Source organism: Agromyces allii, from assembly GCF_009749385.1.
In the GTDB taxonomy this organism is placed as follows: domain Bacteria; phylum Actinomycetota; class Actinomycetes; order Actinomycetales; family Microbacteriaceae; genus Agromyces; species Agromyces allii.
Genome location: NZ_WBIN01000002.1, coordinates 95,462 through 111,894 on the forward strand (window position 1 = coordinate 95,462; position 16,433 = coordinate 111,894).

The window sequence follows — 16,433 nt, forward strand, 5'->3', positions numbered from 1 at the left end:
CGGCCTCGATCCCGCGCGAGCACAGTCGCGCAGGCGAGTTTACGCCCGGGGCGCGACCGCCCGCGGCCCCCAGCGGTGGGGGCGCGTCATCGGCTCAGGCACGTCACCAGTCGGAGCGTGCGTAGTCCTTCAGGAACACGCCCGTGACGTCTTCGCCGGCCTCGCCGCGCACGATGGGGTCGTACACCCGGGCGGCGCCGTCGACGAGGTCGAGCGGGGCGTGGAACCCCTCCTCGGCGAGCCGCACCTTGGTCGGGTGCGGACGCTCGTCGGTGATCCAGCCGGTGTCGACGCTCGTCATGAGGATGCCGTCGGCCAGCATCTCCTTCGCGCTCGTGCGCGTGAGCATGTTCATGGCCGCCTTCGCCATGTTCGTGTGCGGGTGACCCGGTCCCTTGTAGCCGCGACTGAACACGCCCTCCATGGCCGAGACGTTGACGACGTAGGTTCGACGGGCGGGCGACGCGGCCAAGGAGGCGCGCAGCCGGCTGACGAGGATGAACGGCGCCGTCGTGTTGCAGAGCTGCACCTCGAGCATCTCGAGGGGGTCGACGTCTTGCACGACCGCGCTCCAGCTGTTCTCGTGGTGGAGGTCGGGCACGAGCCCGCCGGCGTCGATCGCCGTGCGGTCGGCGAGCCGGGCGAGCGAGCTCGACCCGGGTGCGAGCGCGAGCGCGGTGAGGTCGTCGGCGGTCATCGTGCCCGCGAACAGGCCTGACGAGAGCACGGGGTGGCTCGACACCGAGTCGGCGAGCGCGAGCGGGTGCGCGTCGTTCGTGTGGCCGAAGCTCACGAGCTCGGGCATCGGCCCGTCGGGCAGCGGCGAGGACTCGGCCTCGACGAGCGGCGAGTACGAGCCGGGGGAGCGGCGCACGGTCTGCGCCGCGTTGTTGATCAGGATGTCGAGCGGGCCCTGCGCCGCGACGTCGTCGGCGAGGGCGATGACCTGCGCCGGGTCGCGCAGGTCGATGCCGACGATGCGGAGACGGTGCAGCCACTGGTCGGCGTCGGGCATCGCCGCGAACCGCCGGGCCGCGTCGCGCGGGAACCGCGTGGTGATCGTGGTGTGGGCGCCGTCGCGCAGGAGGCGCAGCGCGATGTACATGCCGATCTTCGCCCGGCCGCCCGTGAGCAGGGCGCGCTTGCCAGTGAGGTCGGTGCGCGCATCGCGCTTGGCGTGGCTCATGGCCGCGCAGGTCGGGCAGAGCTGGTGGTAGAACGCGTCGACGAGCGTGTACCGCTGCTTGCAGATGTAGCAGGGGCGGGCGACGAGCAGTTCGCCCGCCGTGCGCGCGTCGGTGCCGCTCACGAGGTCGGCGCCACGGGTCTCGTCGTCGATGCGCGTCGGCGCGCCGGTCGCCGTCGCGGCGATGACCGCGCGATCGGCGTCCTGGATGACCTTGCGCTTGACCAGCCGCCGCGCGGCCTTGACCGACTTGAACATCTTGGCCGTCGCGTGACGCACGGTCTCGAAGTCGGGGTCGCTCTCGTCGAGCTCGCTGAGCGAGGCCAGCACGCGCAGCGTCGCCTCGAGGTCGGCGGCGTCGATCTTGGGCGCGCTGGAGTCGGCGTGGTCGGCGGAGGGCATCCGCTGATTCTACGGCGTGTCGTCCGACCATTGCCTGTGTGCGGCGCGCTCGGCGCAGCGCTCGTCGCCCCGCGGGCGCGACCCGGCCGCATCCACGGCCCGCCGCGGCATCCGCCCCCGGAGTAGCGTGACCGTATGAGCACCAGCACGGATGCCACGGCCTCGACGGCCGAGCGGTACCGCGTCTTCGCCGAGGTCGAGGCGCGAGGCATGTCCGCCACCTACGAGGCGTGGGCCCGAGGGGTGGCGACGGATGCCGCGGTGCAGGCCCTCATCGACGAGCTGCCGTCTCCGAAGCGACAGCCCAACTTGGTCTTCTCGGCGGCGCGCCTGCTGGGCGCCGAACCCGGCGCCTACCCCGAGTTCGCCGACTGGCTCGCCGAGCATTGGAGCGCGGTGCGCGAGGTCGCGCTCACCCATGCGACGCAGACCAACGAAGCGGCCCGCTGCGCGCTGCACCTGCCCGTGCTCGCCGGCATCGATGGGCCGATCGCCCTGCTCGAGGTGGGCGCTTCTGCCGGCCTCTGCCTGTACCCCGACCGGTACGGCTACCGGTACACCGGCGACACCGGCGCGGGCCCCGCGCGGCTCGACCCCGTCGACGGTCCGAGCGCCGTCGTGCTCGACTGCGCGGTGAGGGGCACGACGCCCGTGCCGATTCCCGCACGCATGCCCGAGATCGTCTGGCGCGCCGGCATCGACCTCAACCCGCTCGACGTGCGCTCGCAGGCGGACGTCGACTGGCTCGACGCGCTGGTCTGGCCCGAGCACGACGACCGGCGGGCTCGGCTCCGGGCCGCCGCCGCGATCGCCGCCGCAGACCCGCCGCGCCTCGTGGGCGGAGACCTCAACGAACAGCTCGCCGCGCTCGCCGCAGCCGCCCCGTCGGATGCGACGCTCGTCGTCTTCCACACCGCCGTGCTCATGTACCTCGACGACGAGGGCCGTGAGCGCTTCGTGGGACAGGTCGACGCGTTGCCCGGCCACTGGCTCTCCGTCGAGGGCCGGCGGGTCGTCCGAGGCATCCGGCTGCGGGACGATCTGCCCGACGAGTCCAGCGACCTCGTGCTCGCCCTCGACGGGGTGCAGCTCGCGTGGGCGCAGCCGCACGGGCGGGCGCTCACGTGGGCGCCGAATCCCTAGACTTGGCGCATGCGCATCCACATCGCGACCGACCACGCCGGCCTCGAGTTCAGCCGGACCCTCGTCGACCACCTGACCAACGCCGGTCACGAGGTGCTCGACCACGGCCCCACCGAGTACGACGCCCTCGACGACTACCCGGCGTTCTGCATCAACGCGGCGCTCGCCGTGGCCGCCGACCAGTCGGCCGGCGTGCAGGCGCTCGGCATCGTCTTCGGCGGTTCGGGCAACGGCGAGCAGATCGCGGCGAACAAGGTCGTCGGCATCCGCGCGGCCCTCGTGTGGAGCATGGACACGGCGATCCTCGCGCGCCAGCACAACGACGCGAACGTCATCTCGATCGGCGCGCGCCAGCACACGGTCGAAGAGGCGATCCGGTACATCGACGCGTTCATCGCCGAGCCGTTCTCGGGCGACGAGCGGCACGTGCGCCGCATCGCACAGCTCGCGGAGTACGAGACCACGGGCGACATCGCGGGCAAGGGCGTGAACCGCCCCGCGCCGACCGAGGCGTAGGCGCAGCGTGCCCGAGGGGCATTCCGTCCACCGCATCACCCGGCAGTTCGAGCGCAACTTCGTCGGGCACGTCGTGCGCGCCTCGAGCCCGCAGGGCCGCTTCGCGCAGGGGGCGGCCGATCTCGACGGCCGCCGCGTGACCGACGCGCGCGCCGTCGGCAAGCAGATGTTCCTCGGCTTCGAGGGCGACCGGTGGCTGCGCGTGCACCTCGGCATGTACGGTGCGTGGGACTTCGCGGGCGACATCCTCATGGACGCCACGATCGCGTCGGCGAACGGCCGCATGGGGCACACCAACCAGCGCGGCACGTTCCTCGACAAGCAGAATCCCGACGCGGTCGTCTTCGACACCGCGGGCGAGAACTCCATCACCTCGATCGGGGCGCCGCGGCGCACGCGCCTGCGCATGTCCGAGTCCGAGAAGGAGGGCGCGCGCCTCGAGACGTTCCCGCCCGAGCCGATCGGCCAGGTGCGCGTGCGCCTGCTCACCGACACGGTGTGCGCCGACCTCCGCGGGCCGACGGCCTGCGAGGTGCTCGATCCGGCGCAGGTCGAGGCGGTCGTCGCGAAGCTCGGCCCCGACCCGTTGCTCGACCCTGGGCCCGACTCCGAGGAGCGGTTCACGAGCGTCGTGCGTCGCAAGCCGACGCCGATCGGCCTGCTGCTCATGGACCAGAACGTGGTCGCCGGCATCGGCAACGTGTATCGCGCCGAGCTGCTGTTCCGGGCTCGCCTGAATCCGCACACCCCCGGTCGCCTCGTGCCCGAGGAGGTCGTGCGCGACCTGTGGCGCGACTGGGCGAAGCTGCTCGCGATCGGCGTCGAGACCGGGCAGATGATGACCATGGACGACCTCGATCCCGAGGCCTACCGGGCCGCCATGGCGAGCCGCGACGACCGGCACTGGGTCTACAAGCGCGAGGGCCAGCCGTGCCGCGTCTGCGGAACGAACATCGTGCTCGAGGAGATGGGCGCCCGCAAGCTCTACTGGTGCCCGAGGTGCCAGGCATGACGAACCGATCGGCGACGGATGCCGCGGCGCCGCTGCTCCTCGCCGGTGCGCGCCTTCCCGGCTCGCCCGAGCCCGTCGACCTGCACGTCGTCGACGGCCGCATCGCGTCGATCCGGCCGTCCGGCCACCCGGTCGAGCCGCGTGCCGACGATCGCGCCGCCGTTCGTCGCCTCGAGCTCGACGGGTTGTTCGTCGTGCCCGGCCTGCACGACCGCCACGTGCACGCCTCGCAGTGGGCCATGGTGTCGCGTCGACTCGACCTCGCCTCGGCCGAATCCGCGGCGGCGGTCGCGGCGCTGGTCGCGGCATCCGTCGACGAGGGCACGACCGAGGTGATCGGCTTCGGCTATCGCGACGGACTCTGGCCCGACCTCCCGACGCTCGCACAGCTCGACGCGGCCTCGGGCGAGGTGCCCGTCGTGCTCGTCTCGGCCGATCTGCACGCGTGCTGGCTGAACTCGGCCGCAGCCCGACGCCACGGCGTCCTCGACGCAGCCGGCACATCGGGCGTGCTGCGCGAGGACGACTGCTTCGCGCTGGTGCGCGAACTCGACGACATCGCCGACGACGTGCTCGACGGGTGGGTGGGCGAGGCGGCCGAACGCGCCGCCGCGCGCGGCGTCGTCGGCATCACCGACTACGAGATGCGGTGGAACCGCGACGACTGGGCCCGGCGGGCCGCCCGCGGCATCCGCTCGCTCAGGGTGTCGTTCGGCGTCTACACGCAGCATCTCGACCGCGCGATCGCCGACGGCCTGCGCACGGGCGAGGCGATCGACGGCACCGGCGGGCTCGTGCGCGTCGGCGGCTACAAGGTCATCACCGACGGGTCGCTGAACACGCGCACTGCGTGGTGCTTCGACCCCTACCCGGGTCTCGAGGGGCACGAGCACCCGTACGGACTCTCGACCGTGCCGTTCGACGACCTCGTGCCGCTCATGCGCCGCGCGTCCGAGGCGGGCCTCACGCCCGCGGTGCATGCGATCGGCGACCACGCGAACGCGCGCGTGCTCGATGCGTTCGAGGCCCTCGGCAGCGCCGGGTGGGCCCGTTGCGGGTCGATCGAGCATGCCCAGCTGCTCCGCCGCGAGGATGTCGCGCGCTTCGCCGCGCTCGGCGTCGTCGCGAGCGTGCAGCCCGAGCACGCCATGGACGACCGCGACGTCGCCGAGCGCTACTGGGCGGGGCGCACCGATCGCGCGTTCATGCTCGCGGAACTCGCCGCCGCGGGCGTCGAGCTCGCGCTCGGGTCCGACGCCCCCGTGGCGCCGCTCGACCCCTGGGTCGCGATCGCCGCGGCGGTCGGCCGTGCGCGCGACGGACGCGAGCCGTGGCATCCCGAGCAGGCGATCGAGGCGCGGATCGCACTCGCGTCGTCGACGAACGGCGCGGGCGCCGCCGTGCGCGAGGGGGCCGCGGCCGACCTCGCGGTGATCGAACTCGACCCGTTCGCGGCCGACGCCGACGCGCTGCGCACGATGCCGGTCGCCGCGACGCTGCTCGGCGGTCGCGTCACGCACTCGACCCTCGGGTAGGTCGGGGCGGGGGAAAACCCCCGCCTCGATCCGGGCGCCCGCCTGCTGGGGCGGCGCCGCGCGGTTCGCGAGGCTGGATCCATGCTCCAGACCCGCCTGCGCAGACCCGCCGCCACGCTCGGCAGTGCCATGGCCGCCCTCGCCGCCGGCGGCCTCGTCGCCCTCTCGTTCGCCGGCTGCGGCCTCGTCGCCCCGGGTCCGGTCGACACCGTGGGCGAGGTCGACTTCGAGACGCCCCTCGCGATCCCGCCCCTCGCCGAGTCGCACGTCGATGCCGAGGGCACCAGAGTCTTCGCCCTCGAGGCGCAGGCCGGCACGACCGAGTTCGCCCCGGGTGTCGCGAGCGAGACCTGGGGGTTCGACGGAGGCTACCTCGGCCCGACCCTCGTCGCCGACCGCGGCGAGCGCGTGCGCGTCGACCTCACGAACTCGCTCGACGAGGCGACGACCGTGCACTGGCACGGCATGCACCTGCCCGCCGCGATGGACGGCGGCCCGCACCAGATGATCGCGCCGGGCGGATCCTTCGCCCCGGAGTGGATCGTCGACCAGCCCGCCGCGACGCTCTGGTACCACCCGCACCCGCACGGCGAGACCGAGTCGCACGTCGCGAAGGGCCTCGCGGGCATGTTCCTGCTGCACGACGACGCCGAGCGGTCGCTCGGCCTGCCCGAGGAGTACGGCGTCGACGACATCCCCGTGATCGTGCAGGACGCCGGCTTCTCGGCCGAGGGCGTTCGCGAGGACACGCAGCGCGGATACGCCGGCGGGCTCGGCGACGAGCTCCTGGTCAACGGCACGCGCGGTCCGTACCTCGACATCTCGACCGAGCTCGTGCGCCTGCGGCTGCTGAACGCGTCGCCGGCGCGCACCTACGCCTTCGCATGGAGCGACGGCCGCCCGGTCGAGCTCATCGGGACCGACGGTGGGCTGCTCGAGGCATCCGTCGCCCTCGACCAGGTGCGTCTGTCGCCCGGCGAGCGCGCCGAGGTGCTGCTGCGCGTCGCTCCGGGGGAGCGCGTCGTGCTGCAGTCGCGCATGACCGCCGAGATCGCCGGCCTCGAGCCCGTCGTCGCCTCGATGAACGGGGGAGTCGACGCCTTCGACGTGCTCGAGGTGCGCGCCGGCGACGAGCTCGCGCCCGCGGCATCCGTGCCGGCCCGGCTCGCGACCATCGAGGACTTCGACCCGGCCGAGGTCGTGACCACCCGCACGTTCGAGCTCGGCGACAGCTTCGAGATCAACGGCGAGGCCATGGACATGGACCGCATCGACGAGACCGTCACCGTCGACACGCTCGAGCGCTGGGTCGTCGAGAACTCGAACGCCGTGCCGCACAGCTTCCACGTGCACGACGTGCAGTTCCGCATCGCGACGATCGACGGCGCCGCGCCGCCGCCCGAACTCGCGGGGTGGAAGGACACGATCTTCGCCGAACCCGAGACGAGCTACGAGCTGCTCATGCGCTTCGACGACTACGCCGACCCGAGCACGCCGTACATGTACCACTGCCACCTGCTGTGGCACGAGGATCAGGGCATGATGGGGCAGTTCGCCGTCGTCGAGCCCGGTCAGCGTGCGACGATGAGCGAAGGACCCCACCATGAGCACTGAGACGATTCCCGCCGACCGCGCCGCGAGCGAGGTCGCACCGACGGCGACGGATGCCGCACCGCGCCGCCGCGGCTACTGGCGCCTCTGGGCGGGCGTGCCCCGCGAGCTCGGGTTCCTCATCCTCACCATGCCGATCGCGATCCTCGGTCTCGTGGTCGTCTCGACGCTGTTCTTCACGGGCATCGGCACCATCGCGCTCGTCTTCGGCATCTTCCTCGTCGTCGCCGCGCTCGGCACGGCGCGAGGGTTCGGCGTGCTCGAGCTCCTGCGGCTCCGGGGGGCCGGCCGTCCGCCGATCGCGCAGCCGGTCTGGAACCGCAACGGGGGCGAGACCGGGTTCTGGCGGTCGCTGTTCACCCCGTTCGTCGACGGGCACTACTGGCTGTACCTGCTGCACACGGTCATCATCAATCCGATCGTGAGCATCGTGACCTGGAGCCTCACGATCACCTGGATCGCTGCGGCGCTCGGCGGCACGACGAGCTGGATCTGGCGCGGATTCATCCCCGAGTACGATCGCGACCTCTGGCTGCACGAGGTCGTGCTCGACTACCTGTTCCCGAACAACGCCTTCGCGATCGAGCCGTGGCTCGGCGAGACGGTGTTCGAGTTCGTCGTCGGGCTGATCTTCCTCGGCACGCTGCCGTTCGTGTTCCGCGGGCTGACCGTGCTGCACGACCTCATCGCCCGCGGCACGCTCGGGGCGTGGCGCAGCGAGATGCTCGAGGCGGAGGTCACCCGGCTCTCCGCGTCGCGCGGCGCCGCCGTGCAGGCCGAAGACGCGTCGCTGCGTCGGCTCGAGCGCGACATCCACGACGGGCCGCAGCAACGCCTCGTGCGCCTGCAGATGGACCTCGCGAGCATCGAGCGTGCACTCGACCGCGACCCCGAGGTCGCCCGCGGCATGCTCGGCGAGGCCCGTGAACAGGCCCGCGAGACGCTCGACGAACTGCGCGCGCTGTCGCGCGGCTTCGCGCCGCCGATCCTCCAGGACCGCGGGCTCGCCGTCGCGCTGGAGTCGGTCGCGGCGCGCAGCGTCGTCCCGGTCACGGTCGAGATCGACCTGCCGGCGGATGCCGCGCTGCCGGCCTCGATCGAACGCAACGTGTACTTCGTGGCCGCCGAGCTGCTGACGAACGCGGTCAAGCACGCCGAGGCGAGTGGCATCCGCCTGCGCGTGAGCCTGCGCGACACCGGGGCCACGGGGCGCTGGATCGACCTCTGGGTCACCGACAACGGGCGGGGCGGGGCATCCGCGGTGCCCGGCCACGGACTCGCCGGGCTCGACGAGCGCGTGCGCGGGCTCGACGGGGTGCTCGTCGTCGACAGCCCGGTCGGCGGGCCGACCTCGATCGGCGCGCACATCCCGTACGTCGCGCTCGCGGCATCCGAGCGCGCCTGATCGCACGCCGATGCGCGGGGCGGGGCAGGCTCGTCTCGAGACCCGGGACCGGCGCTCGATAGTGTGGGCGCATGACCGACCCGGCCACGCGCCCCCCGCTCCGCATCGTGCTCGCCGAAGACTCCGTGCTGCTGCGCGAGGGCCTCGTGCGGCTCTTCGGCGAGGCCGGGTTCGAGACGGCCGCGGCCTACGGCGACGCGGAGGCCCTGCTCGCCGATCTCGAGGCCACGGCCCCCGATGTCGCGGTGCTCGACGTGCGCATGCCGCCGACCTTCCGCGACGAGGGCGTGCGTGCGGCGATCGAGATCCGGCGACGGATGCCGCGGGTGGGCGTGCTGCTGCTCAGCCAGTACGTCGAGGGCACGTACGCCAACGAGCTCCTATCATCGGGCGAGGGCGGCATGGGCTACCTGCTGAAAGACAGGGTGGCCTCGCTCGACGAACTGCGGGACGCCGTCGAGCGCGTGAGCCAGGGCGGCACGGTGCTCGACCCGCAGGTCGTGCGCGAGCTGCTCGCCCGCCGCGGCGACCCGCTCGCCTCGCTCACGCCGCGCGAGCGCGAGGTCATGGGGCTCATGGCCGAGGGCCGGACGAACGCGGGCATCGCGAAGCAGCTCTTCATCGGCGTGGGCGCGGTGGAGAAGAACGTCACGTCGATCTTCCAGAAGCTCGCACTGGAGGACTCGGGCACCGACCATCGCCGCGTGCTCGCCGTGCTCGCGTGGCTGCAGCGCTGACCCGCTACGCGTCGGGCGCTCGACGGAGCGGCACGTGCACGCGCATGACGTGCACGTAGCCGCGATAGCCCCACATCATCCACAGCACGAAGGCGATGACGGCGACCCCCGCACCGACGCCGAGGGCCCAGCCGGGCGACGCCGTCACGGCGAACACGACGGCACCCGCGAGCAGGCCGCCCAGTGCGGTGTTCACCACGAGCATGACCATCATCGAGCTGCCGATCACCTGCGAACGGTCGCGCCGTGCGAACGGGTAGTAGGTGCGGTCGATGCCCGGGCCGTCGTCGGTCGTGCCCATGAGCAGGTACGGCGCGATGCCCGGGTCGAGATCGAGGTAGGCGCCCCGCAGGCGGTTCATCGCGAGCACGTACGCCAGGTCTTCGGTCGCCGTGTTGAACACGCGGATCTGCGTCACGAGTCCGAGCAGCACCAGCAGCACGAGCACGCCGATCGCCGCGAGCCCGAACCAGCCGCGGAACCCGGTCGCGTTGCCGAGCACGCCGAGCGTCACGAGCCCCGCCGAGACGAGCGTGAGGAAGATCGCGATGCGCGTCAGCACCTCGCTCTGCGTCGTGCTGCGCGAGGCGAGCAGGCTCCAGTGCTCGGTGGCGAGCATCTGCGCGCGCAACGACTTCTGCGCGTCGGTCAACGCGGCCGCGTCGCGCTCGGCCGGGGGAGGGGGAGCGCCGGATGCCGCGGCCGGGCGCTCGTCCGCGGCATCCGCAGACGACGGAACGGGCCCGGGTGCATCGGCCGTCATAGCGGCATTCTGCACCCGGGCCCGTCAGCCCGCCAGCGTCGCGGTTACGCGACCGCGACGTGCGAGGAGAGGAACCAGCGGTCCTTGTCGAGACCGCGGCGGATCTCGATGACGACGTCCTGGCTGGCCGGGTCGAGCTCGGCGAGCCCCTCGATCGCCGCGTTCACGCGCTGCGTGACGACGTCGATCTGCGCGACGACGTCGGCGATGGCCTGCTCGTACGGCTGGAAGCCGAGCTTGGGGTTCGCGCCGGCGGTCTTCGCGGCGACGGTCTCGAGACGCCCGTCGATCGGCAGGCCCAGTGCCACGACACGCTCTGCAGCCGTGTCGGACCAGTCCTGGGCGTGGTCGACGACCGTGTCGAGCAGCTCGTGCACGGCGATGAAGTTCGCCCCGCGAACGTGCCAGTGCGCCTGCTTGCCGTTCACGGCGAGCGCGATGAGCTCGTGCACGACGGGCGTGAGGAACTGTGCGGCCCCGGCGGCGACATCGGCCGTGGATCCCGTCTGCGGTGCGGTCTGGATGTCGGTCATCTGGTCCACCTTCCCTGAAGCTTCTGTTCGACTGTCAGGTACAACGCTACGCGGCATCGCCAGTATTTCAAGGAAGGGAAGGCTCGGCTGATCCGGCCTTCCTGTTCGCCATGAGCGGATGCCGCGGCATCCGTCCGTCGCATCGAGGCGCATTGCTCGACCACCGCGAGGGCCCGCAGCGGAGCGCCGGAAACGGCGAACGCCCCGCCGGATGCAGGCCGGGCGGGGCGTCGTGTGGAGGGGATGACGGGAATCGAACCCGCGTGATCAGTTTGGAAGACTGAGGCTCTACCATTGAGCTACATCCCCGTGACCCGCTTGCGGGCACTTGGATCATCGTAATGCATCGCGAGCACCGGCTCGTGCACCGGCTCGTCGGCCGTGCGTCACGGCGCAGGTTCGCGTGCCGCTCGTACAGTAGACTTTCCGGGGTCCACGCGTGTTGATGCGCGTTTCGGCGTGCCTCGGCGTGTGGACAGACGAGTTGAGTCAACGACTCGGGGCGTAGCTCAGCTTGGCTAGAGCGCCCGCTTTGGGAGCGGGAGGTCGCAGGTTCGAATCCTGTCGCCCCGACGGGTCGTGAGACTCGACACGAACTTCCACCAAACAGGAGATCTTCACATGCCGACCACTTCGGTTGAGAAGCTGAGCCCCACTCGCGCCAAGCTCACCATCTCGGTGACGCCCGAGGAGCTGAAGCCCAGCATCGCCCACGCGTACGAGCACATCGCCGAGCAGGTCAACGTGCCCGGCTTCCGCAAGGGCAAGGTGCCGCCGCCCATCATCGACCAGCGCGTGGGCAAGGGCGCCGTGCTCGAGCACGCCGTCAACGAGGGCCTCGACGGATTCTTCCGTGCGGCCGTCGCCGAGCACGAGCTGCGCCCCCTCGGCCGCCCAGAGGCCGACATCGTCGAGTGGCCCAGCGACAAGGACTTCTCCGGTGACCTCCTCCTCGCGATCGAGGTCGACGTCCGCCCCGAGATCGAGCTGCCCGCCTACGACGGCCTCGAGATCACCGTCGACTCCGTCGAGGTGGGCGACGACGAGGTCACCGAAGAGCTCGAGCGCCTGCGCTCGCGCTTCGGCACGCTCGTCACCGTCGACCGTCCGGCCGCGAAGGGCGACTTCGTGACGCTCGACCTGGTCGCCACGATCGAGGGCGTCGAGGTCGACACGGCCAACGGCATCTCCTACGAGCTCGGCTCCGGCGAGCTGCTCGAGGGCATCGACGAGGCGCTCGACTCCCTGACCGCCGGCGAGTCCACGACCTTCGCATCCAAGCTGCTCGGCGGCGAGCACGAGGGCCAGACCGCCGAGATCTCGGTCACCGTCGGCGCCGTCAAGGAGCGCGAGCTCCCCGCGGCCGACGACGACTTCGCGCAGATCGCCAGCGAGTTCGACACGCTCGACGAGCTCACCGCGAGCCTCACCGAGCAGGTCGCCCGCAACAAGTCGTTCGGTCAGGGCACGCAGGCCCGCGACCTCCTCGTCGAGAAGCTCCTCGAGCTCGTCGAGGTCCCCGTCGCCGACGCCGTCATCGAAGACGAGGTGCACCGCCACCTCGAGGGCGAGAACCGCCTCGAAGACGACGAGCACCGCGCCGAGGTCACCGAGGCCAGCACCAAGTCCTTCAAGACGCAGATCGTGCTCGACGCGATCGCCGAGGCCGAGCAGGTCAAGGTCAGCCAGGAGGAGCTCACGCAGTACCTCGTGCAGGGTGCCGCGCAGTACGGCATGGACCCCAACGAGTTCGTGCAGATCCTGAGCCAGCAGGGCCAGATCCCCGCCATGGTCGGCGAGGTCGCGCGCAACAAGGCGCTCGCGATCGCGCTCGGCAAGGCCAAGGTGTCGGATGCCGCGGGCAAGCCCGTCGACCTCTCCGAGTTCACCGCGGTCGCCGACGACGAGGCCTCCGACGAGGCTCCCGCAGCCGACGAGGCCCCCGCAGCCGAAGAGGCTCCGGCCCCCAAGAAGCGCGCGACCAAGAAGGCTGCTGCCGAGGCACCCGCCGAGGCCGAGACCGAGGCTCCGGCCGAGGCCGCCGAAGAGAAGAAGCCGGCTCGCAAGCGCGCGCCGAAGAAGGCCGACGCCGAGTAACTCGGTCGATCGATCACCGCAGGGCCGGACGCCACCGCGTCCGGCCCTGCGTCGTCTCCGGGAGGAGCGCATGGACGACTGGCAGCAGCGCATCGACGCGATCTGGAACGACGCGTCGGGCACGCTCGTCGACGACGAGCTGATCTCGCGCATCGATGCGATCGCCGCGGAGCGGGGCGACGACGACGCGCAGGCCGTGCTCGAACGCGCGGGCGCACGCGACTCCGCCGGGCGACCCGATGATGCCGTGCCGCTGTACGAACGCGCGCTGAGCCTCGGGCTCGACGACGAGAACCGACCGCAGGCCGTGATCCAGATGGCGAGCAGCATCCGGAACCTCGGCGACAACGCACGGGCCCTCGAACTGCTCGAGACCGAGCTCCGCGAGCACCCCGAAGCCCCGTACCGCGACGAGGTCGCCGCGTTCCTCGCGCTGGCGCTCGTGAGCTCCGGCGACGCCGAGCGCGCGGCATCCGTCGCCCTGCTCGCCCTCGCACCCCACCTGCGGAGATACACGCGATCGGTGACGAACTACGCTCGCGAACTGCTCGACTGACGCAGGCCCTGGCGCCCGTCGCTCCGCTGTGGGCGAACCCGGCGCGACGCGGCATCCGCCGAGGGCGAACACCCGCGTTCCTGCGTGTTGCACCGGATAGATTCGACACAACGCGACAACCGCAGAAGGAGCGACACATGGCCGAAGCGACACCCGGCACCGGAGTTTTCGATCGACTGCTGAAGGACCGCATCATCTGGCTCGGGTCCGAAGTGCGTGACGAGAACGCCAACGAGATCGCAGCCAAGCTGCTGCTGCTGGCCGCCGAAGACCCGAAGAAGGACATCTACCTCTACGTCAACTCGCCCGGCGGGTCGATCACGGCCGGCATGGCGATCTACGACACCATGCAGTTCGTGCCGAACGACATCGTGACCGTGGGCATCGGCATGGCGGCCTCGATGGGGCAGCTGCTGCTCACCGCGGGCACCAAGGGCAAGCGGTACATCACCCCGAACGCCCGCGTGCTCCTGCACCAGCCGCACGGCGGGTTCGGCGGCACCGCGAGCGACATCCAGACGCAGGCGCAGCTCATCGTCTCGATGAAGAACCGCCTCGCCGAGATCACCGCGGCGCAGACCGGCAAGTCCGTCGAGCAGATCAACGCCGACGGCGACCGCGACCGCTGGTTCACGGCGCAGGAGGCCCTCGAGTACGGCTTCGTCGACCACATCCGCGAGTCGGCGCTCGACGTCGCCGGCGGCGGCGGAACCCAGGCGTAGGCATCGAGAGAAGAGAGAACGAGCGAATGTCAGTACCCAATTTCGGTGGCCCCGCGTTCGGTGGCACCGCCTTCAACGGCGTGCAGGCTCCCGGTTCGCGCTACATCCTGCCGAGCTTCGAGGAGCGCACCGCCTACGGCTACAAGCGCCAGGACCCCTACGCCAAGCTGTTCGAGGACCGCATCATCTTCCTCGGCGTGCAGGTCGACGACGCGTCGGCCGACGACATCATGGCGCAGCTGCTGGTGCTCGAGTCGATGGATCCCGACCGCGACATCATCATGTACATCAACTCGCCCGGTGGCTCGTTCACGGCCATGACGGCGATCTACGACACGATGCAGTACATCCGGCCCGAGGTCATGACGGTCGTGCTCGGCCAGGCCGCGTCGGCCGCAGCGGTGCTCGCCGCAGCGGGCACGCCCGGCAAGCGCCTCGCGCTGCCGAACGCCCGTGTGCTGATCCACCAGCCGGCCATGGGCGAGGCCGGTCACGGTCAGGCGTCCGACATCGAGATCCAGGCGGCCGAGATCCTGCGCATGCGCACGTGGCTCGAAGAGACGCTCTCGCGTCACTCGAACCGCACGCCCCAGCAGGTCAACACCGACATCGACCGCGACAAGATCCTCTCCGCGCAGGAGGCGTTCGAGTACGGTCTCATCGACCAGGTGCTCACCTCGCGCAAGGCGCTCCCGGCGATCACGCGCTGACGTCATCGGCGCACGCTGCGTCGAAAGAAGTACGAGCAGGATGCCCCGGCGGGTTCGCCGGGGCATCCTGCTGTCTGCAGCGAGCTCGAGCAGATGAAACCGTGCAGCCCGTTCGCCCCGCGCGAAACGACACCCGGATCATTCCGGGCGCGTCTGGCCGCACGACGTTGATCTCGGGCTAGGCTCGGAACAGACTCGTCGACAGGGAGGGTTCGATGGCACGCATCGGAGAGAGCGCCGATCTGCTCAAGTGCTCGTTCTGCGGAAAGAGCCAGAAGCAGGTCCAGCAGTTGATCGCTGGACCCGGCGTCTACATCTGCGACGAATGCGTCGAGCTCTGCAACGAGATCATCGAGGAGCGGCTCGCCGAGTCCGGCGAGACCGAGGCGGGGGAGTTCGAGCTCCCCAAGCCGAAGGAGATCTTCGGGTTCCTCGAGGAGTACGTCATCGGCCAGGAGGCTGCCAAGAAGGCCCTCGCCGTCGCCGTCTACAACCACTACAAGCGCGTTCGCGCGAAGTCCACGCTCACGACTGCCGACCGCGCACACGACGACGTCGAGATCGCCAAGTCGAACATCCTGCTCATCGGTCCCACCGGGTGCGGCAAGACCTACCTCGCGCAGACGCTCGCGAAGCAGCTGAACGTGCCGTTCGCGGTGGCCGACGCCACGGCGCTCACCGAGGCCGGGTACGTCGGCGAAGACGTCGAGAACATCCTCCTGAAGCTGATCCAGGCGGCCGACTACGACGTCAAGCGCGCAGAGACCGGCATCATCTACATCGACGAGGTCGACAAGATCGCGCGTAAGGCCGAGAACCCGTCGATCACGCGAGACGTCTCGGGCGAGGGTGTGCAGCAGGCGCTGCTCAAGATCCTCGAAGGCACGGTCGCATCCGTGCCGCCCCAGGGCGGGCGCAAGCACCCGCACCAGGAGTTCATCCAGATCGACACGACGAACGTGCTGTTCATCGTGGCCGGCGCCTTCTCGGGGCTCGAGAGCATCATCTCGTCGCGAGCGGGCAAGCGCGGCATCGGCTTCGGCGCCCCGCTGCACAACAAAGAGAGCGACGCGCAGCTCTTCAGCGAGGTGCTGCCCGAAGACCTGCACAAGTTCGGCCTGATCCCCGAGTTCATCGGCCGACTCCCCGTGGTCGCGACGGTGACGCCGCTCGATCGCGAGGCGCTCATGGAGATCCTCACCGAGCCGAAGAACGCCCTCGTCAAGCAGTACCAGCGCATGTTCGAGATCGACGGCGTGCAGCTCGACTTCGAAGAGGCCGCACTCCAGGCGATCGCCGACCTCGCCGTGCTCCGCCAGACCGGAGCCCGTGGCCTCCGCGCGATCATGGAGGAGGTGCTCGGGCCCATCATGTTCGAGGTGCCCTCGTCCACCGGAGTCGCACGCGTGGTCGTGACCAAGGCCGCGGTGCTCGACAACGCGGCACCGACGATCGTGCCGCACAAGCCGCGCCGCGCCGAGAAGTCCGCCTGACCCAGGGCACGG

At 70.9% G+C, this 16,433-nt stretch carries 15 protein-coding genes and 2 tRNA genes; 13 read left to right on the plus strand and 4 right to left on the minus strand.

The window, feature by feature from the left end:
- Positions 1-103 precede the first annotated feature (103 nt).
- Positions 104-1,588 carry an SDR family NAD(P)-dependent oxidoreductase gene (locus GQR16_RS02965; protein ID WP_157413692.1) on the minus strand — a complete coding sequence of 495 codons (1,485 nt, stop codon included), beginning with the start codon at positions 1,586-1,588 and terminating at the stop codon, positions 104-106.
- Between the two features lie 135 nt (positions 1,589-1,723).
- On the opposite strand from GQR16_RS02965, the gene GQR16_RS02970 reads away from it, so the two are divergent.
- The 7 genes from GQR16_RS02970 to GQR16_RS03000 all read left to right on the plus strand — a co-directional run bounded on the left by GQR16_RS02970 (position 1,724) and on the right by GQR16_RS03000 (position 9,547).
- Positions 1,724-2,731 (plus strand): DUF2332 domain-containing protein, encoded by a 1,008-nt coding sequence (locus GQR16_RS02970; protein ID WP_157413693.1) that lies wholly within the window; start codon positions 1,724-1,726, stop codon positions 2,729-2,731.
- Positions 2,732-2,740: 9 nt separating this feature from the next.
- Entirely contained in the window at positions 2,741-3,247 is a 507-nt protein-coding gene (locus GQR16_RS02975) for a ribose-5-phosphate isomerase (RefSeq protein ID WP_157413694.1), read from the plus strand.
- A gap of 7 nt (positions 3,248-3,254) precedes the next feature.
- On the plus strand, positions 3,255-4,259 hold the full coding sequence (locus GQR16_RS02980; RefSeq protein WP_157413695.1) for an Fpg/Nei family DNA glycosylase: 1,005 nt from the start codon (positions 3,255-3,257) through the stop codon (positions 4,257-4,259).
- Positions 4,256-5,794, plus strand: coding sequence for an amidohydrolase (locus GQR16_RS02985; RefSeq protein WP_157413696.1), 1,539 nt, complete (start codon positions 4,256-4,258; stop codon positions 5,792-5,794). Before GQR16_RS02980 ends, GQR16_RS02985 begins: the two co-directional genes overlap by 4 nt.
- Positions 5,795-5,875: 81 nt before the next feature.
- Entirely contained in the window at positions 5,876-7,408 is a 1,533-nt protein-coding gene (locus tag GQR16_RS02990) for a multicopper oxidase family protein (protein ID WP_157413697.1), read from the plus strand.
- A complete protein-coding gene (locus GQR16_RS02995) occupies positions 7,398-8,810 on the plus strand; it encodes a sensor histidine kinase (protein ID WP_157413698.1) in 1,413 nt (470 codons plus the stop codon). The genes GQR16_RS02990 and GQR16_RS02995 overlap by 11 nt, the downstream gene beginning before the upstream one ends.
- 71 nt (positions 8,811-8,881) lie before the next feature.
- Positions 8,882-9,547, plus strand: coding sequence for a response regulator transcription factor (locus GQR16_RS03000; protein WP_157413699.1), 666 nt, complete (start codon positions 8,882-8,884; stop codon positions 9,545-9,547).
- A 4-nt stretch (positions 9,548-9,551) separates the two neighbouring features.
- On the opposite strand, the gene GQR16_RS03005 is transcribed toward GQR16_RS03000, so the two are convergent.
- From GQR16_RS03005 to GQR16_RS03015, 3 genes are all read right to left on the minus strand, one after another.
- Positions 9,552-10,310, minus strand: a complete 759-nt coding sequence (locus GQR16_RS03005; RefSeq protein WP_246200453.1) for a hypothetical protein — start codon at positions 10,308-10,310, stop codon at positions 9,552-9,554.
- 44 nt (positions 10,311-10,354) lie between these two features.
- Positions 10,355-10,843, minus strand: a complete 489-nt coding sequence (locus tag GQR16_RS03010; protein ID WP_157413700.1) for a Dps family protein — start codon at positions 10,841-10,843, stop codon at positions 10,355-10,357.
- A gap of 235 nt (positions 10,844-11,078) precedes the next feature.
- A tRNA-Gly gene (locus tag GQR16_RS03015) sits at positions 11,079-11,152 on the minus strand.
- Positions 11,153-11,341: 189 nt separating this feature from the next.
- Between GQR16_RS03015 and GQR16_RS03020 the strand changes: the two genes are divergently transcribed.
- The 6 genes from GQR16_RS03020 (at position 11,342) to clpX (ending at position 16,421) form a co-directional block, all read left to right on the plus strand.
- Positions 11,342-11,416, plus strand: a tRNA-Pro gene (locus tag GQR16_RS03020).
- A gap of 48 nt (positions 11,417-11,464) precedes the next feature.
- Positions 11,465-12,940, plus strand: a complete 1,476-nt coding sequence (tig, locus tag GQR16_RS03025; protein ID WP_157413701.1) for a trigger factor — start codon at positions 11,465-11,467, stop codon at positions 12,938-12,940.
- 70 nt (positions 12,941-13,010) lie between these two features.
- Positions 13,011-13,496, plus strand: a complete 486-nt coding sequence (locus tag GQR16_RS03030; RefSeq protein ID WP_157413702.1) for a tetratricopeptide repeat protein — start codon at positions 13,011-13,013, stop codon at positions 13,494-13,496.
- An 80-nt stretch (positions 13,497-13,576) separates the two neighbouring features.
- Positions 13,577-14,218, plus strand: coding sequence for an ATP-dependent Clp protease proteolytic subunit (locus tag GQR16_RS03035; RefSeq protein ID WP_281351369.1), 642 nt, complete (start codon positions 13,577-13,579; stop codon positions 14,216-14,218).
- Between the two features lie 26 nt (positions 14,219-14,244).
- Entirely contained in the window at positions 14,245-14,928 is a 684-nt protein-coding gene (locus GQR16_RS03040) for an ATP-dependent Clp protease proteolytic subunit (protein ID WP_157413703.1), read from the plus strand.
- Positions 14,929-15,143: 215 nt separating this feature from the next.
- Positions 15,144-16,421 carry an ATP-dependent Clp protease ATP-binding subunit ClpX gene (gene clpX, locus GQR16_RS03045; protein ID WP_157413704.1) on the plus strand — a complete coding sequence of 426 codons (1,278 nt, stop codon included), beginning with the start codon at positions 15,144-15,146 and terminating at the stop codon, positions 16,419-16,421.
- The last annotated feature ends 12 nt before the right edge of the window (positions 16,422-16,433 follow it).

What these genes read in the sequence shown, in the direction of transcription:
- GQR16_RS02965 (WP_157413692.1), bottom strand. Translation starts at nt 1,588, where the DNA reads ATGCCCTCCGCCGACCACGCCGACTCCAGCGCGCCCAAGATCGACGCC.
- GQR16_RS02970 (WP_157413693.1), top strand. Translation starts at nt 1,724, where the DNA reads ATGAGCACCAGCACGGATGCCACGGCCTCGACGGCCGAGCGGTACCGC.
- clpX (WP_157413704.1), top strand. Translation starts at nt 15,144, where the DNA reads ATGGCACGCATCGGAGAGAGCGCCGATCTGCTCAAGTGCTCGTTCTGC.
- GQR16_RS02975 (WP_157413694.1), top strand. Translation starts at nt 2,741, where the DNA reads ATGCGCATCCACATCGCGACCGACCACGCCGGCCTCGAGTTCAGCCGG.
- GQR16_RS02990 (WP_157413697.1), top strand. Translation starts at nt 5,876, where the DNA reads ATGCTCCAGACCCGCCTGCGCAGACCCGCCGCCACGCTCGGCAGTGCC.
- GQR16_RS02985 (WP_157413696.1), top strand. Translation starts at nt 4,256, where the DNA reads ATGACGAACCGATCGGCGACGGATGCCGCGGCGCCGCTGCTCCTCGCC.
- GQR16_RS02995 (WP_157413698.1), top strand. Translation starts at nt 7,398, where the DNA reads ATGAGCACTGAGACGATTCCCGCCGACCGCGCCGCGAGCGAGGTCGCA.
- GQR16_RS03040 (WP_157413703.1), top strand. Translation starts at nt 14,245, where the DNA reads ATGTCAGTACCCAATTTCGGTGGCCCCGCGTTCGGTGGCACCGCCTTC.
- GQR16_RS03000 (WP_157413699.1), top strand. Translation starts at nt 8,882, where the DNA reads ATGACCGACCCGGCCACGCGCCCCCCGCTCCGCATCGTGCTCGCCGAA.
- GQR16_RS03030 (WP_157413702.1), top strand. Translation starts at nt 13,011, where the DNA reads ATGGACGACTGGCAGCAGCGCATCGACGCGATCTGGAACGACGCGTCG.
- GQR16_RS03005 (WP_246200453.1), bottom strand. Translation starts at nt 10,310, where the DNA reads ATGACGGCCGATGCACCCGGGCCCGTTCCGTCGTCTGCGGATGCCGCG.
- tig (WP_157413701.1), top strand. Translation starts at nt 11,465, where the DNA reads ATGCCGACCACTTCGGTTGAGAAGCTGAGCCCCACTCGCGCCAAGCTC.
- GQR16_RS03010 (WP_157413700.1), bottom strand. Translation starts at nt 10,843, where the DNA reads ATGACCGACATCCAGACCGCACCGCAGACGGGATCCACGGCCGATGTC.